This window comes from Candidatus Methylobacter favarea (genome assembly GCF_902806695.1).
Lineage (GTDB): Bacteria > Pseudomonadota > Gammaproteobacteria > Methylococcales > Methylomonadaceae > Methylobacter_B > Methylobacter_B favarea.
Genome location: NZ_CADCXN010000043.1, coordinates 19127 through 45871, shown reverse-complemented (window position 1 = coordinate 45871; position 26745 = coordinate 19127). Strand labels below are relative to the sequence as shown.

The 26745-nt window shown below is 48.4% G+C and carries 20 protein-coding genes; 11 read left to right on the top strand and 9 right to left on the bottom strand.

Annotated features, from left to right (window positions below; all coding sequences use genetic code 11):
• Nucleotides 1–9: 9 nt before the first annotated feature.
• From HUX64_RS03930 to fae, 6 genes are all read right to left on the bottom strand, one after another.
• On the bottom strand, nucleotides 10–975 hold the full coding sequence (locus HUX64_RS03930; RefSeq protein WP_174624936.1) for an ABC transporter substrate-binding protein: 966 nt from the start codon (nucleotides 973–975) through the stop codon (nucleotides 10–12).
• A gap of 225 nt (nucleotides 976–1200) precedes the next feature.
• Nucleotides 1201–1800, bottom strand: coding sequence for a PqiC family protein (locus HUX64_RS03925; protein WP_174624935.1), 600 nt, complete (start codon nucleotides 1798–1800; stop codon nucleotides 1201–1203).
• Between the two features lie 12 nt (nucleotides 1801–1812).
• Entirely contained in the window at nucleotides 1813–3396 is a 1584-nt protein-coding gene (locus tag HUX64_RS03920) for a PqiB family protein (protein WP_174624934.1), read from the bottom strand.
• Between the two features lies 1 nt (nucleotide 3397).
• A complete protein-coding gene (locus HUX64_RS03915) occupies nucleotides 3398–4009 on the bottom strand; it encodes a paraquat-inducible protein A (RefSeq protein ID WP_174624933.1) in 612 nt (203 codons plus the stop codon).
• Nucleotides 3999–4628, bottom strand: coding sequence for a paraquat-inducible protein A (locus HUX64_RS03910; protein ID WP_174624932.1), 630 nt, complete (start codon nucleotides 4626–4628; stop codon nucleotides 3999–4001). Before HUX64_RS03910 ends, HUX64_RS03915 begins: the two co-directional genes overlap by 11 nt.
• A gap of 20 nt (nucleotides 4629–4648) precedes the next feature.
• The gene (gene fae, locus HUX64_RS03905) at nucleotides 4649–5200 is read right to left on the bottom strand and encodes a formaldehyde-activating enzyme (RefSeq protein WP_174624931.1); all 552 of its coding nucleotides are present in this window, start codon (nucleotides 5198–5200) and stop codon (nucleotides 4649–4651) included.
• A gap of 748 nt (nucleotides 5201–5948) precedes the next feature.
• Between fae and HUX64_RS03900 the strand changes: the two genes are divergently transcribed.
• From HUX64_RS03900 to galE, 11 genes are all read left to right on the top strand, one after another.
• Nucleotides 5949–7073: a hypothetical protein gene (locus tag HUX64_RS03900; protein WP_174624930.1), complete on the top strand. Its 1125-nt coding sequence runs from the start codon at nucleotides 5949–5951 to the stop codon at nucleotides 7071–7073.
• A 314-nt stretch (nucleotides 7074–7387) separates the two neighbouring features.
• Complete coding sequence (locus HUX64_RS03895; RefSeq protein ID WP_174624929.1) at nucleotides 7388–8656, top strand: MdtA/MuxA family multidrug efflux RND transporter periplasmic adaptor subunit; 1269 nt, start codon at nucleotides 7388–7390, stop codon at nucleotides 8654–8656.
• A 43-nt stretch (nucleotides 8657–8699) separates the two neighbouring features.
• On the top strand, nucleotides 8700–11816 hold the full coding sequence (locus HUX64_RS03890; protein ID WP_174624928.1) for an MdtB/MuxB family multidrug efflux RND transporter permease subunit: 3117 nt from the start codon (nucleotides 8700–8702) through the stop codon (nucleotides 11814–11816).
• Nucleotides 11813–14938 (top strand): multidrug efflux RND transporter permease subunit, encoded by a 3126-nt coding sequence (locus HUX64_RS03885; RefSeq protein WP_174624927.1) that lies wholly within the window; start codon nucleotides 11813–11815, stop codon nucleotides 14936–14938. The genes HUX64_RS03890 and HUX64_RS03885 overlap by 4 nt, the downstream gene beginning before the upstream one ends.
• Nucleotides 14935–16428 carry an efflux transporter outer membrane subunit gene (locus tag HUX64_RS03880; RefSeq protein ID WP_281355253.1) on the top strand — a complete coding sequence of 498 codons (1494 nt, stop codon included), beginning with the start codon at nucleotides 14935–14937 and terminating at the stop codon, nucleotides 16426–16428. Before HUX64_RS03885 ends, HUX64_RS03880 begins: the two co-directional genes overlap by 4 nt.
• A gap of 89 nt (nucleotides 16429–16517) precedes the next feature.
• Nucleotides 16518–17075 carry a CsiV family protein gene (locus HUX64_RS03875; protein ID WP_174624926.1) on the top strand — a complete coding sequence of 186 codons (558 nt, stop codon included), beginning with the start codon at nucleotides 16518–16520 and terminating at the stop codon, nucleotides 17073–17075.
• A gap of 253 nt (nucleotides 17076–17328) precedes the next feature.
• Nucleotides 17329–18681: a tRNA (N6-isopentenyl adenosine(37)-C2)-methylthiotransferase MiaB gene (gene miaB, locus HUX64_RS03870; protein ID WP_174624925.1), complete on the top strand. Its 1353-nt coding sequence runs from the start codon at nucleotides 17329–17331 to the stop codon at nucleotides 18679–18681.
• 12 nt (nucleotides 18682–18693) lie between these two features.
• Nucleotides 18694–19695 (top strand): PhoH family protein, encoded by a 1002-nt coding sequence (locus HUX64_RS03865; protein ID WP_174624924.1) that lies wholly within the window; start codon nucleotides 18694–18696, stop codon nucleotides 19693–19695.
• Nucleotides 19664–20128: an rRNA maturation RNase YbeY gene (ybeY, locus tag HUX64_RS03860; RefSeq protein ID WP_174624923.1), complete on the top strand. Its 465-nt coding sequence runs from the start codon at nucleotides 19664–19666 to the stop codon at nucleotides 20126–20128. Before HUX64_RS03865 ends, ybeY begins: the two co-directional genes overlap by 32 nt.
• Nucleotides 20121–20963, top strand: coding sequence for a CorC family transporter (locus tag HUX64_RS03855; RefSeq protein ID WP_174624922.1), 843 nt, complete (start codon nucleotides 20121–20123; stop codon nucleotides 20961–20963). The genes ybeY and HUX64_RS03855 overlap by 8 nt, the downstream gene beginning before the upstream one ends.
• Nucleotides 20964–20974: 11 nt before the next feature.
• Nucleotides 20975–22024, top strand: coding sequence for a UDP-glucose 4-epimerase GalE (galE, locus tag HUX64_RS03850; protein WP_174624921.1), 1050 nt, complete (start codon nucleotides 20975–20977; stop codon nucleotides 22022–22024).
• A gap of 3 nt (nucleotides 22025–22027) precedes the next feature.
• Here galE and HUX64_RS03845 read toward each other — a convergent pair whose 3' ends face one another.
• The 3 genes from HUX64_RS03845 to HUX64_RS03835 all read right to left on the bottom strand — a co-directional run bounded on the left by HUX64_RS03845 (nucleotide 22028) and on the right by HUX64_RS03835 (nucleotide 26679).
• A complete protein-coding gene (locus HUX64_RS03845; protein WP_174624920.1) occupies nucleotides 22028–22693 on the bottom strand; it encodes a Crp/Fnr family transcriptional regulator in 666 nt (221 codons plus the stop codon).
• A gap of 208 nt (nucleotides 22694–22901) precedes the next feature.
• Nucleotides 22902–23300, bottom strand: a complete 399-nt coding sequence (locus HUX64_RS03840; protein WP_174624919.1) for a hypothetical protein — start codon at nucleotides 23298–23300, stop codon at nucleotides 22902–22904.
• Nucleotides 23301–23349: 49 nt separating this feature from the next.
• The gene (locus HUX64_RS03835) at nucleotides 23350–26679 is read right to left on the bottom strand and encodes a FecR domain-containing protein (RefSeq protein WP_174624918.1); all 3330 of its coding nucleotides are present in this window, start codon (nucleotides 26677–26679) and stop codon (nucleotides 23350–23352) included.
• Between the last annotated feature and the right edge of the window lie 66 nt (nucleotides 26680–26745).

Below are 26745 nucleotides of genomic sequence, written 5' to 3'. Positions count from 1 at the left end.
ATAAATTTATTAGTGAGCCGACCAGAATGTGCCTGGTTGCAGATGCTCAGAATTACCTGTCAGTTGCCTGTTGCTCAGAGTGTGGAGTATCGTATAAATGCGTTCTGCGGCTTGTTGTTCCTGCTTTCCCCACTGCTCGATATTGCCTTCGCAGTAACGCTGGCGAAGTCTGGTTTGGGTAGGCAAATCATCTACCCGGGTTAAAGGGATTATTTTTTGCCAGGCTGAATCCGATGTACAAAGCCGGTTTTTAGCCTGTTTGCTGGCTTTGAAAAAGTTGTCTAGTGCTTGTTTGTGATTGTTTGCCCAGCTTTCCTTAAAGACATAGCCAAGGCTGGGCACATTTTCCTTAATCCCTAAGCCTTTTAAAATGCCTCTGCCGTCAATAATTTGCCGGTAACCCTGAGCCTCGAGCCTTGCGGCAAAGTGCCAGTAATTAAGCACAGCATCCACCCGGTTTTGTTTGATCTGCTCATTAATAAGCGGCGGCGCGCCAAAGACTTTTTCCACGGCAGCATTCAAATCCATCTGCTCTTGTTTCGCCAAAGCCTGCAGCAATAACCAGTTCTTATCCAGTTCACCCCCGGCAATTCCCAGGCGTTTGCCTTGCAGGTCTTTTATCGAATGAATAGGGCTGTCTTCAGGCACAACCAATGCCCCCGATGTGCCAGAATACGGATAAAAAGTGAAATCCTCGCCGCTGGAACGTAGGCTGGAAACCCATATCCAGTCAGAAACAATCATATCGACAGCACCGGATTGCAAGGCGATCTTGCCAGCTTCGGCATTGGCTAGAGGCTGTTTTTTGATTATAAAATCCGCTGACTTCGTTTGCGGGTCGTCTTGCAGAGCCGCTAATTCCCAATCCGCCGTGCCGTATGCCTGAACGCCGATTTTGATAAGTGTTTTTTCACCCGCAAAGCTGCTGAAGGATATAGCCAGGCAGAAGCCGATAAAAAAGGCATTGAATTTCATAATACTATTCTCGATTAACGCAATTAAAACTATATATTCTATCGATACATAGAGCTTCGCGCGAGAATGTTTATAATAACTTTTAATATTCAGCCATCAATTTTGCCATTTCTGATCAGCTTGCTGAGTCACTTTGAATAACAGCTTGCCTGCACGGAGAAACGGCTGGATTTGCGGTTTTTGAATAAATTACTATAGCGAGAGGCTGGTGATTTTACGCGGTCTTTAGTTTATCTGACCGATTTCTAAGGATAATTCCCGGCTGAATTCACTGAGTATTTCGCTTAATGCATTGACTGCGCCTGGATAGGAGGCGTCACTAAATGGATGTTCGATTTCTGAATGGCCATTGCTTATCAAAGCCTGTTTTTTTTCATCCATTATTGCCCAGTTGGCTTCAAGATTCACAGACTTGCCGGGATTGGTATCGAATCTGAGAATATCCACGATAATACGATAGTTAACTGAGCCAAAGGCGCTCCAGGGATAGGTTCTTACCAGGTAATCAGGCCTTAAAGCCGCCAGATTATGCGTTAATGCCTGAACGACATTTTCTTTTAAGGGCGATGCCCATTGATGAAATTCGGCGATCTGTACACTGCCATTTTGAGTCCTCGTTACGATTTGTTTGCGATCAAGCAAAGCCGGCATAGACACCGGGCCAATGCCGATCAGGGGTTTATTAACTGATTTGGTTACTGAGGGTGTTAGCCCGCTCAGCGGTTCCAGCACATAGAAATTTGTCGATGGCGTTGATGCGCAGGCTGAGAGCAGGGCGCCAATCATTGAGGGCAATAGCAACCCTTTCAAGAGTTTATTGATCATATGCTTTTTGCATTACTCTTTATTTTTACCGCGCAGCAGCGAGCCCGGATTCTGCTCCAGATAATCGGCCAGCTGCTTGACCGAGCCTGCAGCCTGGGTAATCTCTTCAATCAGCTTGTCCAGTTCGTAGTGGGTGGTCGAACCCGGCTCCAGAGTATTCAACACTTGCTGTGCTGAATTTATGGTTTTGCCGGCACTGCCAAGGGTGCCTTTAGCGGTTACCAGCATAGTGGTTGCGGCTGTTGATGTGCCCTGTAAGGATTGCAGGGTTTTATTGGCTTCTGTAGTCAACTCCTGCAAAGGCAGTTTGGCGACTTTATCCATTATTATGTTGGCAGAATGGGTAAACTGATCCAGCGAACTGGCCGTTGTCGGAAATTCGGGAAACACACTCTTGTTATCGTTCAAGACAATTTTGCTTTTCGGATAAAAATCCAGATCAACCAACAATTGTCCGGTTAAAAGGCTTCCGGTCTGCAATTGGGCCCGCAAACCCTTTTTAATCAGCTGCGCCATAATATCCTTATCACTGACATTGTGCCGGTTATTAACATTATTTATACGCTCAGGTTCCAGCTCAACCCATACGGGAATGCGGATTTCCGCAGTTTTGTTGTCGAGCTCCAGACTGATGCGTGTGACCTTGCCGATAGGTATGCCGCGCAATTGGACAGGCGCGCCTTCTGTTAATCCGCGTACCGAGCCGTTGAAATACATCACGTATTTTAAGGTGTTCTGATAAACGACCTGCGTAGACTGCTCGTAGGTATCATACAGTTGAAAAATACTGTTTTCAGGCTGCCTGTTTTCCGGCTTGTCATGCGGGGAGGCGCGAAAAGCAATGCCGCCGCTTAGTAATGAAATCAATGGGCCGGTTCGGACTTTAAAGCCGTCAGCGCTGGCCGATAAATCGACGCCGCTGTCTATCCAGAAGCGGGTATTTTTTCTGACAAACTGGTCGTACGGCGCATTGATAAATACAGTTAACCGTATGGCATCTGCGGCAGCAGATAACTCATGACTGAGCACTTCGCCAACGCTTATGCCGTGAAAATTGATGGGTGTGCCGGGGCGCATGGAGCCCAGGTTGGTTGTTTCCAGGATAAATTGCTTGCCGTGCGCATCGTTTTTTAGCCGCGGAGGAAGAGTAAGTCCGGTAAAATGCTCCTGCGCCGGCCCATCGCCGGGTTTGATTTCTATATAGGGTCCTGATAGCAAGGTGCCAAGACCGGAAACTCCTCCTAAGCCGACTTGAGGCCGTACTACCCAAAAACGGGTATTTTTATTCAAATAATCCTCTGCGTTCCTGCTCATCTGTGCGGTAACCAGAATGGTTTTCAAATCATTATTGATTGAGATGGCCGTTACTTTGCCTACTTCCACGTCAAGATATCTGATTTTGGTTTTATCCACTTCCAGACCTTCGGCAGTGGGAAAACTGATGGTGACAACCGGGCCTTTTTCCGAAACGGATTTATAAATCAGCCAGCCGCTGACTAAAAGCGCACATAAAGGCAGCAGCCATACCAGCGGAAATTCAGATTTTTTATTGATGGTTACGTTTTCTGCATCGTAAGATTCGTTAAAATGATTCATTTTATTGCTGACTGTCCCAGATGAGACGCGGATCAAAACTCTTGGCGGCGAACATGGTTAATACCACGACAGCGGCAAATGCTGTCGCTGCGGGCCCTGCAATAATCTGGGCGACTCCGCCCAGGTCAACCAGAGAAACAAGGATTGAAATCATAAAAATATCAAGCATAGACCAGCGGCCCACAAAAGCAATAATTCGATACATGTTGGTCCACAGACGGGCGTTTACCTGCCAGCGGTAATAAACGCACAGCAACAGCAAACCAAGCCCCAGCAGTTTCAGTAAAGGCACCAGAATGCTGGCAATCAGCACCAGCATGGCTATCGGGATCATATCGCTATGGATTAAGGCAATAATGCCGCCAACTATAGTATGCGGCTCGCCGACGCCGAACTGGCTAACCGTCATAATCGGAAAAATATTCGCCGGGATATAAAGCGAGACTCCGCTCAGCAGTAATGCGGCTGTGCGTTGAAAACTGTTGGATGTCCGGGCATGCAGGCGGCTGTCGCATAGCGGGCAGTGATTAGTGTGACTGGTTTGTTTTGCTAAACGACCGCAATCGTGACAACGGATAAGACCTTGAGTTAGAGCGCTTTTTTCAACTTTCATGGCCAACTTTCTGGCGTAATTCTCCAATATGTCTCCAGAACAGGTATTCATCCAGGCTGCTGGATAGCATGCCCGTGATAATCAGTAAAGCGATGAAGGCGTACAGGCCAAAATCGAATTTAAGTTCAGCAATGGAAGCAAGCTTAACGCAGGCGACAATAATTCCCAGGGTATAAACTTCAAGCATTGCCCATTCATCCAGATGCTGCAGCCAGCGCATCCAGCGCGCGAGATGAGGATTTGGCTTTTTAAAATAAAGATGGCCGCTGATCAGCAAGGATAAAATAATATTAAGCAGCGGAAACAGGATGCTGGCCAAAAACACCAGTACCGCCACTCCCCACATATTTTCCCCAAATAAGGCGGCGACTCCGGACCATATATTGCCGTCGCGGGTATTGCCCAGGATTTTTATGCCCACCAGCGGCAGCAGGTTGGCCGGGAAAATCAATATCAATCCGGCAATAGACAGGGCGAGAGTGCGCTCAATGCTTTGTTTGCGCGGACGTTGAAGAAGATATCCGCAGCGCGGGCAGCGTGCTTTTTCGCCAAGTGCCGGCCGAGCAGGATTAAGCAGCAAATCACACTCGGCACACGCCTCCAGGTCTGTTTTACTCATGGTCTAGAGTCGGTTTATTTTTACCACTGGGATTCGCCGGTTTCGGGATCGTACATTTCGTGGACGATTTTATTCCGGTTGGCAATCAGTTCTTCAATGCTGGGCGAATTGCTCATGGCGCGCGAAATAGCCAGTTTCATGGCTTCATAGTTGGTGCGGTATAAATCCTTGCGATCCAGATCGGGGTTGGTCGCACATTCGGGAGCAATCCAGATCATCGCGATAATGCACAAATCATTGACTTCATTGGCAGGAAGCACGCCGGCAATAACACTGTCCAGAACAGCGTCCGCTAGGGCCGATTGCACAGGCCCGCCAAACAAGTTCACATAGGCTGTGGATTTAATAGTGACTTTAGGCACCATTAAGGTAGCGGGACGTACCTGCTGATTACAGGCTCGAATTGCGAACATGCGGGTATGACCTTCAGTCTGCCCCATCAGCGTAGCGAAAGCATGGCCGGCGGGGCCTTTTACGCTGCCGATGAGGATTTCAGGCATAGCGTCTGTGCCTTGGCCTGCGCTGGAAAATACTGTGGCTTCGCCGGTTCTGAACCAAATTTTATCGGACATTTTAAGACTCTGGAAAAGGATGAAAACAATCATTCTATGATGAATGAAGCGGGACGGGCAATAGCTAATGTGTCCCGATTCAGGAGTCATTTCGAGGACTGTCAAGCATTAATCAGGCTGGGTTATGCTAATATAAGAAAGTTTAGTTCACTTCTTGTTCATCTGCATAAATTACACTCTTCCTGTCTGATTTCAATTTCCAGTCATGCTATCAAAATTATTGCCGCTTTATTCTACAATGCTGCTTTATGCGCTGCATCAGCATGTTTGTACTCTTGAATTTGATGTACAGGTAAAGCTTTCAGGGGTCCTCTGCGATTTCTTATTGTCAATTGATAGAAGCCTATACGCTTTATGCGTTATCGAAGGGCCGAAATTTTTCTGCTCATTCAGGCATTTGTAATGGGAATGATGTAGGTAGAACCGCCGTAAAAAATATCTTTTTTCGGCGGTTCTTATGCCGGATGACATTTATGCGCCGCGTTCGCTTATTACTGATCCTGGAAGGCTGGCTATTTTTGCCGCTTCGATCTTGCAGGCTGGAGGATATGCTCGTCATTAGCAACTATTTATTTGTTGGCCGTCTATTCACAAGCTTCAGGCGGCCGCCGGCTGAACCGGTCGGGCCCCGGCCAACCGTGTTTATTCCGCTGCAGACCCCTCTTACCGTGCCGGAATGAATGGTCAGCGTTAATCTGGAAGATATGTTTGATTTTCGAAGTTCTTTGTTTCTTTTTGAGAAAAATTTATGAATAAATATTTCATAATTACCGTTTTCAGTTTTTTATTGGGTATTTCCCGCAGCGGCATAGCCGATCAGCTCAGCGTCCCTGTGCAAATTGATTACAGCTTGATTAAAAAGGCGATTATCGCCCAGCTTTACACCGGCAAGGAACACAGCGCCGAGCTATGGAATGACCGTTATGGATGCAGTTATCTAAAGCTGTCCAACCCGAATGTTGAGGGTCAAAACGGCCAGATACGGCTGGTAAACGAGGTGCAGGCAAAATTCGGCACAGGCATGGGCGGAGACTGTTTAACAATTCTGGAATGGGCCGGTGTTTTAGAAACTTTCCAGCAGCCGGCTCTCGACTCGAATCGTTCTATTCTGAGCTTTCCCATTACCAGGGCCGGCGCTTATGATCGCCAGGGCCGTCATTTGGCTATTGATAAACTTCAGGAATTGATTAAACGCTTCGCCGAGCCCAGACTGGCGTCAGTAAAAGTTGATTTAAATGAATCGCGCCGAAGCATTGGGCAAACACTGGCGCAGTTTTTCCCTAAAAATAAGGTTATGCAAGCTCAGGATATGCTCAACTCTCTAAGGTTTGACGAGGTCAATGCCGGAAAGAACGGCCTTAACATTAAACTTGTTTTTGATGCGCCTGCGAAAATAAATACAGCAAATCCAAAGCCGGCTGCACCGTTTAGCGAGACCGAGCAAAAACAATGGCAAGCTGCATGGCAGCAATGGGATGTCTTTTTAAGCACAGCGATTAAACAGGTTTCAGATGACGCTGAATTACCTGAACTGCGTGAAACACTGCTGCAAATTCTCAAAGATTCCCGAAGCGCCTTTCAGGCCGGCTTAAAAGAGCATGATCCTGACAGCGCCGATCCGGTGCGCGCATTTTTTACGCATACCTGGCAACGTCTGTCCCCGGTCTTAAGCGCTGTAGCGAAGGAAGCGCCTGGGATGCAAGGCTTGCGCTATATAACACTTATAGCAGCTACCGATGCGCTTTACGAACTCGAAAATATAAGCGCCCCCTTCGGTCTGGAAATATCTTCCGATGGCTTGCGCCGGCTGGCGCGGCTTCTGATAGCGGGACAGCAGCAGACACAATCGGAACCACCGCATTACAAGCCATAAAAATTATGCAAATTTAATCTGTTTGAAGATTGACAATATTAATTGATATCCTCCTGACAGCTGAGTAGATTACTTTGCCTGACCCGGCGCCTGGTGGAGTTAATTGGCTCTTTAACTCCCTGGAAATGATACGCAGCCATTTGCAACAAGCGATTTTTTATCCATAAACGGAACCTGCTTACACACTTTTTTCACAATTGCTGCACAGTGCTTGTGATTTTAATCGTTATACTAAACTGATGAACAGCACACTTGCCGTAAACCCGGCTTGACCAATTTACCCTCCTTTAATAATACGTGTAACCGGATGACTGATGACGTTAGGAGAAGACAAAGAACTGCCGCCGGTGAAAACAAAACGAAAATATCCCTGGTTAACCGGGTCAGCTCTAGTTCTTTTGATTGCCACAGCGGTCTATTTTATTAGCTTTAATAAAGCGGTAGATGAACATGATAAAAAATCAGGAACGTATAAGCATAGCGATTCACCCATAGCGGTTGTAGCTGAAGCCGCTGACCGGGGCGATTTTCCTGTTTACCTGACCGGCCTGGGAACGGTTACGGCGCTGAGTACGGTCACGGTGAAATCCCGGGTTGACGGAGAACTTGTCCGGGTCGCTTTCAAGGAAGGTCAGATGGTTCGGGAAGGCGATCTGTTGGCTGAAATTGACCCGCGCCCTTTCCAGGTACAGCTTATGCAGGCCAAAGGCCAACTGCGGCGCGATGAAGCCCTGTTGAAAAATGCGCAGGTCGATCTGCACCGGTACCAAACATTGCTGGAGCAGGATTCCATTGCCGCGCAGCAAACCGTCACCCAGGAGTCGCTGGTCAAACAATATCAGGGAATTGTCGAAACAGACCGCGGCCAGGTTGAAAACGCCAAACTGCAGCTAAGCTATGCCCGGATTACGGCTCCTGTAACGGGACGCCTGGGTTTGCGGCTGGTGGATCAGGGCAATATTGTCCAGGCTTCTGATGCCACTGGGCTGGTAGTCATTACCCGGATCCAGCCTATAGCCGTGGTGTTCACTTTACCGGAAGATGATCTGCCGGCTGTAATGGAGCGAGTCCATAGCGGCGAAACCCTGGCGATTGAAGCCTATGACCGCAAAAGCAAGATCAAACTCGCCCAGGGGTATCTGGCGGCAGTGGACAATCAAATTGATCCGACCACAGGAACCATTAAGCTCAAAGGCCAGTTTGATAATGAAGACAAGACTCTTTTCTCAAATCAGTTCGTCAATGTCAGAATGACTCTGAATACGCTGCGCGGGATAACCATCATACCGGCTTCGGCGATTCAAAGAGGCATACCGGGTACTTTTGTTTATGTGGTAATCAGGGAAGATCGCTCAGTGACGGTGCGGCCGGTAAAATTGGGTCCTGCCGAGGGCGAAAAGGTGGCTGTGCTGGAAGGGCTTAAAGCCAATGAACTGATCGTGGTGGACGGCGCTGATAAATTACGGGAGGGAGCAAAAGTGGAACTGGTCGCCCGGCAGCCTGAGTTTTCTCCCGACGATAGCTCCGGTTTTTCGGAGAATGCCGTGAGTTCCTCGAGGCCGGCGGGCCGCGACGGCCGGTGAGTATTCTCACTCTGATGCTCGACTTTCAGACTGTAAACAGGCGATGAATCCTTCACGCATTTTCATCCTGAGGCCGGTTGCCACTTCACTGTTAATGGCGGCGCTTCTGCTCGTCGGCATTATTGCCTATCGGGCCCTGCCGATTTCAGCCCTGCCTCAGGTAGATTATCCGATTATCCAGATAGTGACGCTGTATCCCGGCGCCAGCCCGGAGGTGATGACTTCTTTAATCACTGCGCCTTTGGAGCGTCAGCTTGGCCAGCTGCCCGGCCTTAACCAGATGTCCTCCTCCAGTTCGGGCGGCGCATCGGTAATCGTGCTTCAGTTCGACTTAAGCCTGAATCTGGACATCGCCGAGCAGGAAGTGCAGGCGGCCATTAACGCGGCCAGCAATTTTCTGCCTGCCGACCTGCCAATGCCGCCGATCTACAGCAAGGTCAATCCGGCCGATGCGCCGATTCTGACCCTGGCTGTCAGCTCGAATTCGCTGCCTCTGTCCCGAGTGGAAGATATGGTAGATACGCGCCTGGCTCAAAAACTGGCGCAATTGCCCGGCGTCGGCCTGGTCAGCATCAGCGGTGGTCAGCGGCCGGCAATTCGCATCCAGGCCAATCCGACAGCGCTCGCGGCTTACGGTTTAAGCCTCGATGACCTGCGTACAGCCATTGCCACTGCCAATGTTAACCAGCCCAAAGGCATGTTTGACGGGCCGAGCCGGGCAGCCATCATTGATGCTAATGATCAGCTTCGTTCGGCGGCGGAATATGAGTCGCTCATTATTGCGTACCGCAATGGCAGTCCGGTGCGGTTGATTGATGTCGCTGAGGCCCGGGACGGCATTGAAAACATAAGACTTGCGGCCTGGGCCAATGGCACAGCAGCGGTTATTGTCACTATTCAGCGCCAGCCGGGCGCCAATGTTATCGACGTGGTAGACCGCATCAAACAGCTGCTGCCGCAATTGCAGGAAACGCTGCCCGCCGCTGTTGAAGTAGTGCCGTTGACCGACCGCACCACGACCATACGCGCCTCGGTGCAGGCCGTGCAAATCGAACTTCTGTTTGCCGTCGCGCTCGTGGTGCTGGTGATTTTTCTGTTTCTTCGCAATGCTTCCGCGACCGTTATCCCCGGCGTCGCCGTCATATTGTCGCTGATTGGCACATTCAGTGTAATGTATCTGGCAGGCTTCAGCATCAACAACCTGACCCTGATGGCGCTTACCATTGCGACCGGTTTTGTAGTGGACGACGCGATTGTCGTCATTGAGAACATTACCCGCTACCTCGAACAGGGCGAGTCGCCTCTGCAAGCGGCGCTCAAGGGCTCAAAACAAATCGGATTTACCGTGATCTCGCTGACGCTATCTATGATTGCCGTGCTGATTCCGCTAGTGTTTATGGGCGATGTTGTCGGCCGTTTGTTTCACGAATTCGCCATTACCCTGGCTGTGTCCATTCTTATCTCCGGCATCGTTTCGCTTACCCTGACGCCGATGATGTGCGCAAAAATGCTGCGCCCTGTCGCCGAAGCGCGGAGCGGCCGGTTCTACCATGCCAGCGGGCGGTTTTTCGACAAGGCTATCCAAGGCTACAGCAGGATGCTGGACCGGGTGCTGCAACACCAGCGCGCGACGCTGCTGGCGGCGATGATAACGCTGGCGTTTACCGTGCTGTTATATGTATTCGTGCCTAAGGGATTTTTTCCGATCCAGGATACCGGCGTTATCCAGGGTATTTCCGAAGCGCCGCAAACAATCTCTTTCAGGGCTATGGCGGAACGGCAGCAGGCCCTGGCAAAATTGATTCTGGAGGATTCGGCAGTGGCCGGCGTTTCTTCTTTTATCGGTGTCGACGGCACTAATCCGACGCTTAACAGCGGGCGCCTGTTGATTTCGTTAAAACCGCTGGCTGCGCGCCATATCAGCGCTTCGGAGGTGATCCGAAGATTGCAGCCCAAATTATCCAAGGTGCAGGGTATTGAGGTATTTTTGCAAGCCGTTCAGGATCTTACGATCGAAAACCGCGTTAGCCGAACGCAATATCAATTTACCCTGGAGACTGCTAATCCGGCCGAGTTAAGCCGCTGGACCCGGCAACTCGTCAACCGGCTTTCCCAAAATCCCGAGCTTGCCGATGTGGTCAGCGATATTCAGGAGCAGGGACTTCAGGTATTTGTGGCTATCGATCGCGAGACCGCAAGCCGCCTGGGCATTACTACCGCCGCTATCGATAACGCCTTGTATAATGCCTTCGGTCAGCGGCTGGTTTCCACCATTTTTACCCAGTCGAACCAGTACCGCGTTGTGCTCGAAGTGCGTCCTGAATTTCGGGCAGGGCCTCATGCTTTAAACCACATCCGTGTAGCTTCATCGAACGGGACGCAAGTCCCGCTGTCGGCCATTGCGAGTATAACTGAACAGCCCGCTTCCCTGATCATTAATCATCTGGGACAATTTCCAGCGGCAACGATATCCTTCAACCTGGCGCCGGGAGTGGCGCTGGGAGATGCCGTCAACAGCATTGAAGCGGCCCGACAGGAGATAGGTCTGCCACTCAGCATTCAAACCAGTTATCAAGGTGCGACGCTTGCCTTCAGCGCTTCGCTCTCGGATACTTTATGGTTGATTCTGGCTGCCATCATAACCGTGTATATTGTGCTGGGCGTGCTCTACGAAAGCTATATACATCCGGTCACCATTCTTTCAACCTTGCCTTCGGCGGGCGTCGGGGCCCTGTTGGCGCTTATTTTGTCAGGCACCGATCTGGGCATTATTTCTATCATCGGCATTATTTTGCTTATCGGCATTGTCAAGAAAAACGCCATCATGATGATTGATTTTGCCCTCGAGGCGGAACGGCGGGAAGGCAAATCCCCGCCGGAAGCTATTTACCAGGCCTGTCTGCTGCGTTTTCGCCCGATCATGATGACGACAATGGCGGCTTTGCTAAGCGCTCTCCCTTTGATGATGGGTACAGGGGAGGGCTCGGAACTGCGCCATCCCTTGGGTATTACCTTGGTGGGCGGATTAATCCTGAGCCAGCTGCTGACATTATTTACGACGCCGGTGATCTATCTGGCTTTCGATAATCTGTCCAGGCGTCTGAGCGGCCATTCCGAACTTCTTCAAGATCGTGTAAATGCTGGCAAGGTCAAGCCGTGACCTTATCGTCACTGTTCATCTTCCGGCCCGTCGCCACAACACTGCTCAGTCTGGGGGTGGTTCTGGCCGGTTTGCTTGCCTTCTTTCAATTGCCGGTTGCGCCTTTGCCTCAAGTCGATTTCCCGACAATTTCCGTGCAGGCAGCGCTGCCGGGCGCGAGCTCGGAGACAATGGCAGCTATAGTGGCGACTCCGCTGGAACGCTCCCTGGGCCATATCGCAGGCATCAACGAAATGACCTCCGCCAGCTCCTTCGGCACTACCCGCATTAACTTGCAGTTTGATCTCGACCGCGACATCGATGGCGCCGCGCGCGATGTCCAGGCCGCGATAAACGCGGCAAGCAGTTTGCTGCCGGCCAATTTGCCAAGCCGTCCCCGCTATCGCAAGGTTAATCCGGCCGATGCGCCGATCATGATTATAGCCCTGACTTCGGATACTCATACCCGCGGTCAACTTTACGACGCCGCCTCAACGGTTCTGGCGCAGAAAATATCCCGGATTAAGGGCATAGGCCAGGTCTATGTCGGCGGCAGTTCTCTGCCGGCAGTCAGGGTTGAACTTAACCCGGCTGCGCTCGCCAGGTACGGCATCGGCTTTTCAGAGGTGCGCTCTGCAATCGCCGCGGCTAATGTCACCCGTCCGAAGGGTTCTGTCGAAGAGGCTGAGCGCTATTGGCAGATTGACGCCAATGATCAAGCCAAAACAGCGAACGATTATCTGCCGCTCATTGTCGCCTACCGTAACGGGGCGGCAGTGCGCATCTCCGACCTGGGCACGGCTGTTGATTCGGTGGAAGACCTGCGTCATGCGGGCCTCAAGGATGGCAAGCCGTCGGTATTGCTAATCCTGAGCAAGCAGCCCGGCGCCAACATCATCGACACGGTTAATGGCGTAAAGGCATTGCTGCCCCAGCTGCAGGCTTCTATTCCTGGGGCAATTGATCTTTCTGTGGTTATGGATCGGGCGGGAATGATCAGCGCTTCCCTGCACGAAGTTGAGCTGAGCCTGCTGCTGGCTGTCGCCCTGGTCATCGCGGTAGTGTTCGTGTTCCTGCGCAATCTGCGTTCGGCGCTGGTTCCGGTTGTCGCAGTGCCCATGTCCCTGATAGGCACGTTCGCGATAATGCATTTATGCCACTACAGTTTAAATAATCTATCGCTGATGGCGCTCACCATTGCGACCGGTTTTGTAGTCGATGATGCTATTGTCGTATTGGAAAATTCCTCGCGTTATATAGAAAAAGGCATGGCGCCCCGGGAGGCCGCCCTGAAAGGCGCAGGAGAAGTCGGCTTCACGGTGCTTTCCATGAGCCTTTCGCTAATCGCCGTGTTCTTTCCTCTTTTGTTGATGGGAGGCGTAGTCGGACGCCTTTTTCGAGAGTTCGCCGTCACCCTTTCTGTGGCGGTGATAGTTTCACTCGTGGTTTCCCTGACCACAACGCCCATGCTTTGCGCCCACTGGCTGGCGCCTGCCGAACCCGGAAAACATGGACGGCTTTATCATTTGAGCGGACGATTTTTCAATCGCCTGTCCGCCGGCTATGAGCGAACGCTGCATTGGGCGCTGGATCATGGAGTCCTGATGATCGTGCTGCTGCTGTGCACGATAGCCTTGAATGTCTATCTGTATGTAATTGTGCCCAAGGGTTTTTTCCCTTCCCAGGACTCCGGAAGACTGGCCGGCACCATACAGGCCGATCAAGGCATCTCATCGCGCGCCATGCAGCAGAAACTGACCGATTTCGTCGAGATTGTGCGCGCAGATGCTGCAGTACGGAATGTGATAGGATTTACCGGCGGGCAGCAGCTTAATACCGGACGCATATTCGTTACCCTCAAACCTCTGGATGAACGCCAGGAGTCGGTGGATCAAATCATGGTGCGCTTGCGCGCCAGACTCGCGCATGAACCGGGCGCCAGCCTGTTTCTGCAGCCGGTACAGGATCTGCGCATCGGCGCCCGCGGCTCGGCGGCTACGTTTGAATATACCTTGCAAGCCGAACGTCTTGCGGAGCTTCGAACCTGGATGCCCAGGATTCTGGCAGCGCTTTCTCGCCGCCCTGAACTGGTCGATGTCAATACCGACCAGCAGGAGAAAGGTCAGCAGATCACCTTGCAAATAGACCACGATGAAGCCAGACGGCTGGGAGTCAATCAGGCGCTTATCGATTCCACCCTAAACGATGCCTTCGGCCAAAGGCAGGTTTCGGTGATCTACAATCCACTCAACCAGTATCGCGTGGTTATGGAGGCGGCGCCTGAATATTGGCAGAATCCGGATATCCTAAAGAAAATATATGTCAGCGTTCCGCCCAGCCCCTTGCTTCCCGCGGGCGCTCAAGTACCCTTGTCCGCTTTTGCAAGCTACGGCCCTTCCACTACGCCTTTATCGGTAAACCATCTGGGCCAGTTTGCCGCAGCAACGTTTTCATTCAACCTCAAGCCCGGCGTTTCACTCTCGGCGGCAACGGCAATAATTGACCAGACGATGCAGCAGCTAAGAGTGCCTGAGTCGGTACATGGCAGTTTTCAGGGATCGGCCAAGGCTTTTCAAAAATCACTGCAAAATCAGCCCTGGCTGATTCTCGCGGCTTTAGCCTCTATTTACATTGTCTTGGGTATTTTATACGAAAGTTATGTTCATCCTCTGACGATAATTTCCACGTTGCCTTCAGCCGGGGTCGGAGCGATTCTGGCGTTGCTGGCGTTTAAAACCGAATTCAGCATTATCGCCCTGATCGGCGTGATCCTGCTTATCGGCATTGTCAAAAAGAACGCCATCATGATGATTGATTTTGCCCTGAATGCAGAGCGCACCGCAGGCAAGAGCCCGCGTGAAGCCATTTTCACCGCCTGCCTCATGCGCTTTAGACCAATCATGATGACGACTTTTGCAGCCCTGCTGGCGGCTCTGCCGCTTGCTCTGGGCAGCGGTTACGGGGCGGAATTGCGCCGGCCGCTGGGCATTTCCATTTTTGGCGGCTTGATGGTCAGCCAATTGCTTACTCTCTATACTACACCGGTGGTTTATCTGTACATGGATCGCTTTCGGTTATGGGGCCGCCGGCGCTTTCGCAGCCGTACTTCGGATCAATTAGCCGCCCGCCTGGAGCGGCCATGAATAACTGCCTCATAAGCGGCTGCTTGATGTCACACGGGTTTTTAATTCTTGCCTCTGTGTTGATTTCGGCATGTACCGTCGGCCCTGATTATCGACGCCCGCCTGCAACGGCGCCCGCCGCATTCAAAGAGTTGAATGGCTGGAAGCAAGCCCAGCCGCGCGATAACGAGATTCCCGGCCGCTGGTGGGAAATATTCAAGGATCCGTATTTAAATACGCTGGAGGAGCAAGTCGATATTGCCAATCAATCGTTGGCCCAGGCGGAAGCCCAATACCGGCAAGCCCAGGCGCTTGTGCAGACGGCAAGAGCGGCGTATTTTCCTACCGCTGCCGCTACCGCAACCGTTAATCGTTTTCGCGCCGCAAGCGGCCAGAACGTGGCCGTTTCCGGAGTAAGGTATTTATTCGGGGTAGCCTTGAGCGCGGCCTGGGAGCCGGACTTATGGGGCGGTGTGCGTAGACAGGTGGAATCCAGTGAGGCCAGCGCACAAGCGAGCGCCGCCACTTTGCAAGCGCTGCGGCTGTCCACCCAGGCCGCGCTAGCGCAAAACTATTTCCAGCTGCGAGCGCTGGATGCGCAGAAAAAACTTCTGAATGACACCGTCGGCACCTATGAAAGAACTTTGAAAATCACTCAAAATCGTTATGCCGCGGGCATGGCCGCCAAAACCGATGTGGTTCAGGCTGAAACGCAGCTTCAATCCGCGCAGGCGCAAGCCATTGATATCGGAGTGCAGCGGGCGCAGTTCGAGCATGCCATTGCGCTATTAATGGGAAAGGCCCCGGCCGAGCTTAGCATAACTGTCTCTGCGCTGGATGCCTTGCCGCCGCTGATCCCGGTCAGTATTCCATCCGAACTCCTGGAAAGGCGACCTGACGTTGCAGCTGCGGAGCGTCAAACCGCCGCCGCCAATGCCCAAATAGGCGTAGCCAAGGCTGCTTATTTTCCCACCTTGAGTCTTGCCGCCACCAATGGCTTCCAGACCAGCAAGCTTTCCAAATTACTGACGGCGGCCGCCCGGTATTGGGCTTTAGGGCCTGCGGCCGCAGCGTTTACCCTGTTCGACGGCGGCGCGCGCGGCGCTCAAATGGATGAAGCCATCCATGCCTATGATGCCAGCGTGGCCGCTTATCGGCAGGCGGTTCTGACCAGTTTTCAGGAAGTGGAGGATAATCTGGCCGCACTGCGCATTCTTGAACAGGAAATGGAAGTCCAGAACAAAGCCGTGGCATCGGCCCGGGAAACAGTCCGGTTAACTCTGAACCAGTACAAGGCCGGGACGGTAAGCTACTTGAATGTCATGACGGCTCAGGCCGTAGCTTTCACGAATGAAAAATTGGCCGTGGAACTTCTGGGCCAGCGCTTGAACGCTGCCGTTCTTCTTGTCAAAGCCGTGGGGGGAGGATGGCATGCATCAGCCTTGCCGACTCAGGACGAAGCCGGAGGCGAGACTAAATGGTCGCAGTTTCTTCCAATTCCGGTAAAATGAAGTATAAGTGAAAGCAATAAAAACATAGTGAATATATCGAGCTGCGGCAAGCATTAACAGAAACGCCGCTGAAAACCGGAAAGCATACCGTGCCAATAATAAATATAACTGCTTATAGTCTGGCTTTCTTATTGATTATCTTCAGCCATAATCTGCGGGCTGAAGCCAGCGAATATCAAATCGAGCTGATCGCTTTTGCCCAGACCATGCCTGATACCGAGGTGTTTGATCAGACAGAAAGCCAGATAAAATGGCCGGCGGCTTTAACTGAACTTGCCGAGCTTAAGCACAGCGAGAGAGGGGTGCTTGACGGCGGTTATGCGGCCATATCAAAAGTCCCGGCTTATCGGCCTGTTTTGCATATAGCCTGGATACAGTCAATCGGGGAAAATAATCCCGGCGCGCCTGTCCATATAAAAAGTGAAGATGGCCAATTGAATGGTTATTTGCAAATTCAACGCGGTAAAACCTTGCAACTGCTTGTTGATCTGGAATATACGCCCGGCCAGCGTGATAGTTCAGTTAACAGCTTTTATTCTGAGCCAGTTATTTACCGCTTAAATCAAAAACAGCCGATACAGCTGAATGAGATTTATTATCTGGATCATCCAAAATTTGGCGTTATTGCAACCATTAAAAGGTTATAGATTATGGTAATGCAAGAATGCATTACACTAGTTTATCAAGTAAATTTTCGATCAGATTTCAGGTTTGAAGGGTTGAGGTGTTGCTTGATGAAGCGGGAGTCAGGTTATAATAGCTCCCCACTATTAAACGCTTGCCAATAATTGCAGGCTTTTATATTATTAACTCGGCGGCAATATCGCAATTCATTTCCATTAACCCGTTAGCGAGGGGGCAAAGGCTCAGTGATTTTTTAATGATTTACCTGACTACAATATGACGCAAAAACTGTACATTCAAACCAGCGGCTGTCAGATGAATGAGTATGATTCCGATAAAATGCGGGATGTACTTCATGCTTCACATGGTTTTGAAATGTGTGATGATCCTAAACAGGCCGATGTATTATTGCTGAATACCTGTTCGATACGTGAAAAAGCCCAGGAAAAAGTTTTTTCAGCGCTGGGTAAATGGCGCATGATTAAAGACAAGCGCCCGGAAGTGATTATTGGCGTAGGCGGCTGCGTCGCCAGCCAGGAAGGAGCGGCTCTGCAAAAAAGAGCGCCTTTTGTAGATATAGTCTTTGGCCCGCAAACCATCCATCGCCTGCCGCAACTGCTGGATCAGGTGCGCAATCAACACAAATCCGTCGTTGATATTTCATTTCCCGAAATAGAAAAATTTGACGCGTTACCTGAACCCAGAGCAGAAGGCCCGAAAGCCTTTGTCTCGGTGATGGAAGGCTGCAGTAAATACTGCACGTTTTGCGTGGTGCCTTACACGCGGGGCGAGGAAATCAGCCGGCCATTGAACGATGTGATTGCTGAAATTAGGGCATTGGCCAGACAGGGCGTCCGGGAAATCAATTTATTAGGGCAAAATGTTAATGCCTACCGGGGTGAAATGGAGGATGGCGATATCGCCGATTTCGCGTTATTGCTGCATTATGTGGCAGCAGTAGAGGGCATAGACCGCATTCGTTTTACTACCTCGCATCCGGTTGAATTTACTGATAGCCTGATTGAGGCCTTTGCCGAAATTCCGCAGCTGGTCAACCATCTGCACTTGCCAGTGCAAAGCGGCAGCGATCATATTTTAAAACTGATGAAGCGCGGCTACGTTCGGGCTGATTATATTGAAATCATACGCAAACTGCGTGCGGTGCGCCCTCATATTTATTTGTCATCGGATTTTATTATCGGCTTTCCCGGTGAAACCGACAAAGAATTTGAAGAAACCATGGCTTTTATTGAAGAAGTCGGTTTTGATTTGTCATACAGTTTTATTTACAGTCAACGGCCCGGCACGCCCGCCGCGGCTTTGCCCGATGATGTACCTGCCGAGGTCAAAAAGCAGCGTCTGGAACGCTTTCAGAAGCGCATCAATGCAATGACGGCAGCCATTTCAACCAGTATGATTAATACGGTGCAAACGATTTTAGTGGAAGGGCAATCCAGGAAAAATCCTTTACAAATGCAGGGTAGAACCGAAAATAACCGGGTGGTAAATTTTACCGCCCATCCCCGCCTGGCTGGACAGTTTGTCGAGGTATTAATTACCGAAGCTTTGCCTAACTCTTTAAGAGGTCGTATCGTTGATGCTTCCATTAAAAAAATTATCAATTATTGATTTTTTCTTTTCATGATTTCCCACGAAATTTTCCTGCTTCCCGCCGATAACGGCAGATTATCCAATTTTTGTGGTCAAACCAATATCCATCTACGCCAAATAGAAGCGCGCCTTAAGGTTGAAATTGCCAATCGTGGCAACCAGTTTAAAGTGACCGGTCTGGATGGATCAGTGAAAGCCGCCTGTGCCGTTATGAAAAAATTATTTGAAAGTACGGAAAATGAACTGCTTACTTCAGAACTTATTCATTTAGCCATGCAAGATTCTTCTATAGATGAAATTTTAGAGGCTCCGGAATCGACCGACCAGCAAAACATTAGTATTAAAACAAAACGCGGACTTATAAAGGGCCGGGGCCATAACCAGCAAGAGTATCTGAGAAAAATTGTATCTCATGATATCAATTTTGGGGTGGGCCCTGCCGGCACCGGTAAAACCTATCTGGCCGTGGCCTGCGCAATTGAAGCGCTGCAAAACGAAAAAGTCAGGAAAATCATTCTGGTGCGTCCGGCGGTAGAAGCCGGGGAAAAACTCGGCTTTCTGCCAGGCGACATGGCGCAGAAGGTCGATCCTTATTTGCGGCCTTTGTATGACGCCTTGTATGAAATGCTCGGCTTCGAGCGAGTTGAAAAGATGATAGATCGGGGCGTTATAGAGGTTGCGCCGCTGGCTTTTATGCGCGGCCGAACGCTTAATGACGCTTTTATTATTCTCGATGAAGCACAAAATACCACGATGGAGCAGATTAAAATGTTCCTTACCCGTGTGGGTTTTGGATCTACGGCAATCGTAACGGGCGATATTACCCAAGTCGATTTGCCGTCAGAAAAAATGTCCGGCTTACGGCATGTGCTTGAGGTCTTAAAAGATATTGAAGGCATCAGTTTTACTTTCTTTAATGCACGGGATGTAGTGAGGCATCCATTGGTTCAACGCATAGTTTCTGCATATGAAGCGTATGAGAAAAAAACCAATTCAGCACATGAATCAGATAGCCATTCAGACCATTTATAAATCAGAGGATCAACCCGGCCGGCGTCAAATTCAACGCTGGGTTGATGCGGTGCTGGCGGGTTCCAGGAAGACCCACAGTTGCGTCATTCGCATCGTCAATGAACAGGAAAGCGCCCGGCTTAATCAGCAATATCGCCACAAACAGGGCCCGACAAATATTCTAAGCTTTCCCGTTGAAGTGCCGAATGGCATCGAGCTGGATTTACTCGGTGATCTGGTAATATGCGCTCCGCTAGTAAAAAAAGAAGCCTTGGAACAACAGAAACTATTGGCGCATCATTGGGCCCATATGATTGTGCATGGCGTATTGCATTTGCTGGGTTATGATCACATCGATGAAAACGAAGCCGAGCAAATGGAAAACAAGGAGATAGCAATTTTGAAGAAGTTGAAGATAAGCAATCCTTATGCAGAGGTAAAAACACATGAGTGATGAGTACCCCCCAAGTAGAAACTCCCCGCAGAAAAGCTGGGTTGATAAAATCAGCCATTTACTGACCGGGGAGCCGCAAGATCTGGAGGATTTACTTGAAATACTAAGAGAAGCTCGCGAAAAACGATTGTTGGACACCGACGCCTTGTCCATGATAGAAGGCGTTTTGCAGGTATCGCAAATGCGGGTTAGGGATATTATGATACCTCGTGTTCAAATGGTCGTAGTGCCCAAAGAAGCTGAACTGGAAACGATATTTCCGCTGGTTACAGAATTTGGCCACTCGCGTTATCCGGTCATTGAAGATGACCGCAGTAAAGTGGTCGGTATCCTATTGGCCAAGGATTTATTAGCGCATGCCCTGGTCAACAAAACTCTTAAAGTCCAGGAAGTAATGCGGCCTGCAAGTATTGTCCCTGAAAGCAAGAGGCTGAATGTGTTATTGAAAGAGTTGCGCACGAACGGCAACCATATGGCTATTGTCGTTGATGAATATGGTCAGGCCGCCGGCCTGGTCACCATTGAGGATGTGTTAGAGCAGATTGTCGGTGAAATCGAGGATGAACATGACGATCAGGAAGACGAGGGCTATATTTCCCAGCGCAATGAACATGAATATATGATAAAGGCGCTGGCGCCTATCGAAGAATTTGACGATTACTTTTCCACCCATTTTGCCACGGATGAATATGATACGGTTGGCGGTTTTATTGTTAGCCAGCTAGGCCATATGCCAAAAAAAGGCGACAGCTTAATGATAGACGGAATGCGCTTTGAAGTGATTCGAGCCGATACCCGGCGCGTTCATCTGATAAAATTAAAAATACTTGAATAAAGGCAGGCGGCATGGTTAAACATACAGTTTTGGTAACCGGCGGCGCCGGTTATATTGGCAGTCATGCGTGCGTGGAGCTGCTGCAATCCGGTTATCCGGTGGTAGTGGTGGATAATTTATCCAACAGCAAATCCGAATCCCTGGCCAGGGTAGAGAAAATCACTGGCAAGCCTTTGTCTTTTTATCAAGCTGATATACGTGATAGAAAATCGCTTGCGGAGATTTTTTCGAAAGAGCCGATAAGAACGGTGATGCACTTTGCCGGCTTGAAAGCCGTAGGCGAGTCCTGTGAACAGCCGCTGAATTATTATCATAACAATGTTTACGGAACCATGGTGCTGGCTGAGGTAATGGCTGAGGCCAAGGTAAGGCAATTGGTTTTCAGTTCTTCCGCTACTGTATACGGTGAGTCTGCTTCCGTTCAGTACTCCGAAAATTCCCCTTTGGGCCCCATTAATCCTTATGGCCGCTCAAAAGCCATGATTGAAGATATTTTAAGGGATTTGTCGGCGGCCGATAAAATCATACGGGCTAAATTACCCTGGAAAATTGCCCTGCTGCGTTATTTTAACCCCATAGGAGCCCATGAAAGCGGCTTGATTGGCGAAGACCCAAACGGTATTCCCAATAACCTGATGCCTTACGTTTTGCAGGTTGCCATCGGTAAATTAGCCCAATTACCGGTGTTCGGAAATGATTACCCGACACGGGATGGTACGGGCATCAGGGATTATATTCATGTAGTTGATCTCGTTAAAGGCCATCTCAAAGCCATAGAAGCGCTGGAAAGCGAAAAATTCGCATCCGGCGGATGCAGAGCTTATAACCTGGGCGCAGGCCGAGGCTATAGCGTTCTGGAAATTATAGAAGCTTTTAAAAGAGTAACCGGCCGGAAAGTGAATTATAAAATTGTCCCCAGAAGAGCAGGGGATCTTGCCGAATGTTTTGCCAATCCTGAATTAGCTTTAAAAGAACTTAATTGGAAAGTTGAAAAGAAGCTGGATGATATGATTGCGGATAGCTGGAACTGGCAGTGTAAAAACCCTCAGGGCTATGCTTAAAAGCTACCACGATGCCGGCAGTTTATTTTCGATTCTAAGCGTCTTGTCTTTAATGACCACATAGCCGCCTTTGGTTAATTCTCTCATGATTTTATTGATCATCTCCCGCGATGAGCCCACCATATTAGCGAGTTCCTGCTGAGTCGGTTTATTATGGATAATGAAAATATCGCCTTCTTGAGTAGCCATGTCCTGAAGTACTTTTATAGTTCTTTCATAGACATTGGACAGCGCCATCTGCTTGACTTTTTCAGTCAACTGCCTGATCTTTTCGGATAACGCGCGTATTAGCCCAATTGCCACATCCGGGTGGCTGGCAAGCCAGTATTTAAAATCATCCTTGGATATAATGCCGCACACCGTTTTCTCCAGTGTTTCAACAGAAGCCGATCTCGGTTCATCGCCAAGCAACGCCAACTCTCCAAAACAGGAACCGGCTTCCTGAATAAGCAAGGTCACTTCCTTGCTTTTTTCATCACTACTGAAAACCCGCACTTTGCCGGCGAGAATAATATAAAGCGAGCTGCTCTCATCGCCTTCCGAAATAATGACTGCTTGTTTGGGAAATTTAACCGATTTGGCTTTTGCCGCTAAAGCGTTAAGGGCTTCATCAGGCAGCCTAGAAAGAAAAGGGATTTTTTTTAGACTTAAGAAAACTTCTTGCTGCATAGCTGATCCTTTTATACTGTAAGTAGTATAAAAGGATTATAGGCTTATTCAGTATAGGTAAGAAAGAGTAGTTTTGTAGGAGCGTTTCATACCGCATTAATAGACTCCCTTATCACGCTTAAACAAAAAATCATAGAAACCTTCGCCGGAAAATCTAAACGAAGGTTTTATGTATGGGCTTCGTTTATTAGAAACCAATAAAAAGCTATCAGCATGGAGTATTATCATCATACCAACGACAAGCAATTTGCCCGTCAACATTAGTTAAAAATTGAAAATATTTCTCTCCTGCAAAAGCAGAAGGAATTAAACTTTCAAAAAGTCCCTGTGTAATAGTATTATTTTTCTTATTACCTATTCTAGATATAGAAATACTATGAAGCTTATCTAGAGAATCTTGATCTGAGCGCAAAATAACATTGCCTTTTGGGTCTGAAACAATAACAGCTCCATCTCCTGTTAAAGCATAATTTAATGCTATATTCTTTACAAATCCTTTAGGGTCGACTTTTATATCTAATTTGCTATTAACTAGCACAATAATAATAACAAATAGTAATAGCTCTATGAAAATATGTGGACTTCTTAGGGTTTCTTTTATGTTCATGGTCTTTCCTCTCTCTTTTATATACGATAAAAGTAAATTTCATGGCTATTTAAAATGCTAGTTTTATTCGAGTAAACAATGTCCTATCTAGAGCAAAAAGTGTTTCATTCGAATTACTACCTAGAAAAGAATTATTGCTTTGGTATTGAAACCGATTATCAAATAAATTTTTTAGGCCAAAACTTATCATTCCATAGCGCGAAGGTAATCTATAATTAACATCAAGATCAACAATATAAAAATCAGAGCTTCCTAATAGAGGGGCATTTCCTTTTTCGAAAACTCCAGATTGATTAACATAGGAAGTTTTTAGCATTAATGATAATCCAGATGGGTGAAATATATTAATTGTTACTGGAACCCTGTGAGTTTTCACATTAATTATACCTGTATCGGCGGGGTTCTCTTGTCGATTAAACTGCTCATAAAAATATTCAACACTGAGTGAAACGAGGCTATATGGTGTTAAATATAGATAAGCCCTGCTAAGTTGTTCATTCCAGTTAGCTGAAGACCTGCCAATAGGAACATCAAGCTTTCGTTCTGAATATTCAAAACCTGCAGAAATATTTTTTGAAAATTTGTGATCTATTGCCGCACCATACCTCCAAGCTACTGTGCCATTAGGGTCGTCAAATAATTGATTAAACCCAGCAATTTGTGTTGGCTCAATCGTTTGATTTGAGGTGCGGGTAATATTCATTCCTCGAAAAAATGCCGCACGAAAAGTGGTTGATGAAATAGGGTTCCAGACTAGACCAAATTTTGGGTTAACAGGACTGCGTTTTAGCAAATTATTTATTTCTAGAGTATCGTAACTAACACCAAGTGTGGCTGCAACCTTGTCAATGTTATTAAGTTTCAAATAGCTATAAAAATTGATTCTAGTAATATCAGGTTTACTTGGAATGTCACGGCCTCCCGGTATAAGAGCAAAGTCAATTTGATCAACTGTTTGATCAATATGACCAAATCCGCTAATTAAACTATATTTATTGTCAATATATTGATGCTGTAGTTCAGAGATGAATCCTCTACGCTTAATTTGAGAACCATTAATAAAAGTAACTATTTGATTTTTATTTGTTATACGATTAAAAAACGATCGTTCCTCAACTTGTTTTTGAACAATATCAACGTCTTGGTAAATGAGTGATCCTATAAAAGAGGATTTAGGTGAAAAAATATAACGCCCCCCTATTCTATAGGTATCAATTTTTCTATTTTCCTTAAACGATGATGAAAAATCATTTGGGTCAAAATTAACACTTAAATCCCCGTTCTTTCTTTCTTCATGCCTATATTCTGCTTGCAAATTGAGAAAGTTGGTAACTTCACCCTGAACAAAAGCATTATAAATATCCTGATTTAGAAAATTATTTTTTTTAAATCCGTCCGTTTCATAGTGAAACTGTCCCAGACTGTAAGAAGCTTTATTCCATAGCCCAGAATGGACTACATCTTCACCCCAGGTATTGTTACTCCCAAAAATGCCTGAAGTTTGCAGTGCAAAACGGTTGCGCGCAAATAATGGGTTAAATTCATTAAAAGATAAAGCTGAAGGGCCTAATCCATCCACAACTAATATGTTGCTTTGTGATAATTGCGGTTGAATTGGGGTGATATTTATTGGCTGTAGTAATTGTGACTGTAGAAGTTCACTAACTCTGGCGATTTCATGTCGAGGCTGAGAAGCATAGTTATCCGCTAACAGTCGATGCGCAGAATAATTCGCTGGGTCAGTATTAACAGAATTCCAACCTTCAAGTAAACCTAGTCTTTGGAATCCCAAATCATTGTATATCCGACCTTGTGCGGCGCTTCTTGCAGCTAAATCTTCATCCAGCAGCAGTTTGGATCGATAGACCCCCCGATTATCATTCAACTCAATCGCCTTTTGCATATCGTGCAAGGCTTCAACCGGGCGATTGGTGGTTTGTTTCAGTATGGCGTCGTAAAACCAGGGCGTCGGGTCCTTGGAATCCATTTCCTTGGACAGGTTAAGTTCAGTGTCGGCGTAGTCCCTGTTTCTTAATTCATAATAGGCTTTGCCCAGATAGCTGCGGGCAACGGCATTGTCGGGATCAAGACTCACGGCTGTTTCAATATCTCTTGTTCCTTCTTCAAGCGCTCCTTTCCTGATTTTTGCCAGACCCAGACCCAGCCTGGCCAGAGGATCAGAGGAATCGTAAGCTATAGCTTGTTCAAAGGCTCGTTTTGCAGCGTCAATATCAACCTGGGCAAGATCGGCAAAGCCGAGAATGATCTGTGTTCTGGCCAATTTCGGGTTAAGACTTTGGGCTTTTTGAGCGGAAACAAGAGCGCCGTCATGATCGCCCAGCGAAAGTTGCAACTCTGACAGCCTGGCCCAGGCTAGCGCATTATCAGGCGCCAATTGAGTCGCCTGTTCAGTGGCTATCAAGGCCTCTTCAATTTTGAACAAGGACTGATATGCATAAGATAAGGCAATTTTTGCGACCGATGATTTCGGGTTAAGTGCTACGGCTTTCAGTGCAAGTTCCAAGGCTGAATGGGGGTGATTTTTGGCTACTGCAATAACCGATTGCAATGCCATTACAGTGCTGTGGCCATGTTGACTCCGCTGTGCCTGATTAATGCTATTGAGTGCTTCATCAACACGGCCTACCGCAAGCAGCAAAGACGCTTTCAGTGTTAAATACTCCGAATCCTGGTAGGAAGCAGGAACTTCATCCAATATTGCCAAGGCCTGATAAACGTCGCCCTGCTGATATACAGCTAATGCTGATTTCAGATAGGGAGTGGAAATCGATGATGTCAGGTGCTGATAATCAATAATTGGCGGATAGTACAATGTCCATTGCACGGCATCTTCTGGAATTATCGTCAGGGCCTGCAAGCGGGGCGGCTGGTTTTTTTTAGCAATACCTGAAAAGCCTTTTTTTATCTGAATCCGGCCTGCCTCATTTTCTGCCATAATCTGGCCGTCAAATACAGAAATTTTGGTTTGTTGATCGTCAACAGTTACCAGAAATTCTGTTCCTTCATGCACTGCATTGATGAACGGGGTCTGGATTTTCAGCCGCTGAGGCTGGCGGCTTCTGAAAAAGGTCGAGCCGTCAATCAGGTTTAACAGCCAGGTGGAGGTGTTTTCCTCGGGTTCTGAAAAAAGGAGCGTTGTGCTCTGATCCAGCGTCACAAGGGATTCATTGCTTAATCTCAATATGGCGCGACTGCGCTTTTCCGTACGAATTTTATCGCCGGGACAAAATGTATCGTCTGTTTGTACAATCTGCCATTCGGAATTTCCTGAAGCTTGCCTGTCAACTTTGCCCTGAACTGACACCACTCTTGCTACCGGTTGAGTACAGAGCGGCGACGCTTCAAGATAGTGAGACATTATCAGGAAAATAAAAAAAGAGTAAGATCTTGTCTTCCGGTGCATTTTTAATTATTCGAGTTGCAG

Bases quoted from the DNA above. Each gene is read 5' to 3' on its own strand.
- HUX64_RS03900 (WP_174624930.1), top strand. From the start codon at position 5,949: ATGAATAAATATTTCATAATTACCGTTTTCAGTTTTTTATTGGGTATT.
- HUX64_RS03880 (WP_281355253.1), top strand. From the start codon at position 14,935: ATGAATAACTGCCTCATAAGCGGCTGCTTGATGTCACACGGGTTTTTA.
- HUX64_RS03915 (WP_174624933.1), bottom strand. From the start codon at position 4,009: ATGAAAGTTGAAAAAAGCGCTCTAACTCAAGGTCTTATCCGTTGTCAC.
- fae (WP_174624931.1), bottom strand. From the start codon at position 5,200: ATGTCCGATAAAATTTGGTTCAGAACCGGCGAAGCCACAGTATTTTCC.
- HUX64_RS03840 (WP_174624919.1), bottom strand. From the start codon at position 23,300: ATGAACATAAAAGAAACCCTAAGAAGTCCACATATTTTCATAGAGCTA.
- ybeY (WP_174624923.1), top strand. From the start codon at position 19,664: ATGAATCAGATAGCCATTCAGACCATTTATAAATCAGAGGATCAACCC.
- HUX64_RS03925 (WP_174624935.1), bottom strand. From the start codon at position 1,800: ATGATCAATAAACTCTTGAAAGGGTTGCTATTGCCCTCAATGATTGGC.
- HUX64_RS03920 (WP_174624934.1), bottom strand. From the start codon at position 3,396: ATGAATCATTTTAACGAATCTTACGATGCAGAAAACGTAACCATCAAT.
- HUX64_RS03890 (WP_174624928.1), top strand. From the start codon at position 8,700: ATGAATCCTTCACGCATTTTCATCCTGAGGCCGGTTGCCACTTCACTG.
- HUX64_RS03855 (WP_174624922.1), top strand. From the start codon at position 20,121: ATGAGTGATGAGTACCCCCCAAGTAGAAACTCCCCGCAGAAAAGCTGG.
- HUX64_RS03865 (WP_174624924.1), top strand. From the start codon at position 18,694: ATGATTTCCCACGAAATTTTCCTGCTTCCCGCCGATAACGGCAGATTA.
- HUX64_RS03895 (WP_174624929.1), top strand. From the start codon at position 7,388: ATGACGTTAGGAGAAGACAAAGAACTGCCGCCGGTGAAAACAAAACGA.
- miaB (WP_174624925.1), top strand. From the start codon at position 17,329: ATGACGCAAAAACTGTACATTCAAACCAGCGGCTGTCAGATGAATGAG.
- HUX64_RS03835 (WP_174624918.1), bottom strand. From the start codon at position 26,679: ATGTCTCACTATCTTGAAGCGTCGCCGCTCTGTACTCAACCGGTAGCA.
- galE (WP_174624921.1), top strand. From the start codon at position 20,975: ATGGTTAAACATACAGTTTTGGTAACCGGCGGCGCCGGTTATATTGGC.
- HUX64_RS03845 (WP_174624920.1), bottom strand. From the start codon at position 22,693: ATGCAGCAAGAAGTTTTCTTAAGTCTAAAAAAAATCCCTTTTCTTTCT.
- HUX64_RS03910 (WP_174624932.1), bottom strand. From the start codon at position 4,628: ATGAGTAAAACAGACCTGGAGGCGTGTGCCGAGTGTGATTTGCTGCTT.
- HUX64_RS03930 (WP_174624936.1), bottom strand. From the start codon at position 975: ATGAAATTCAATGCCTTTTTTATCGGCTTCTGCCTGGCTATATCCTTC.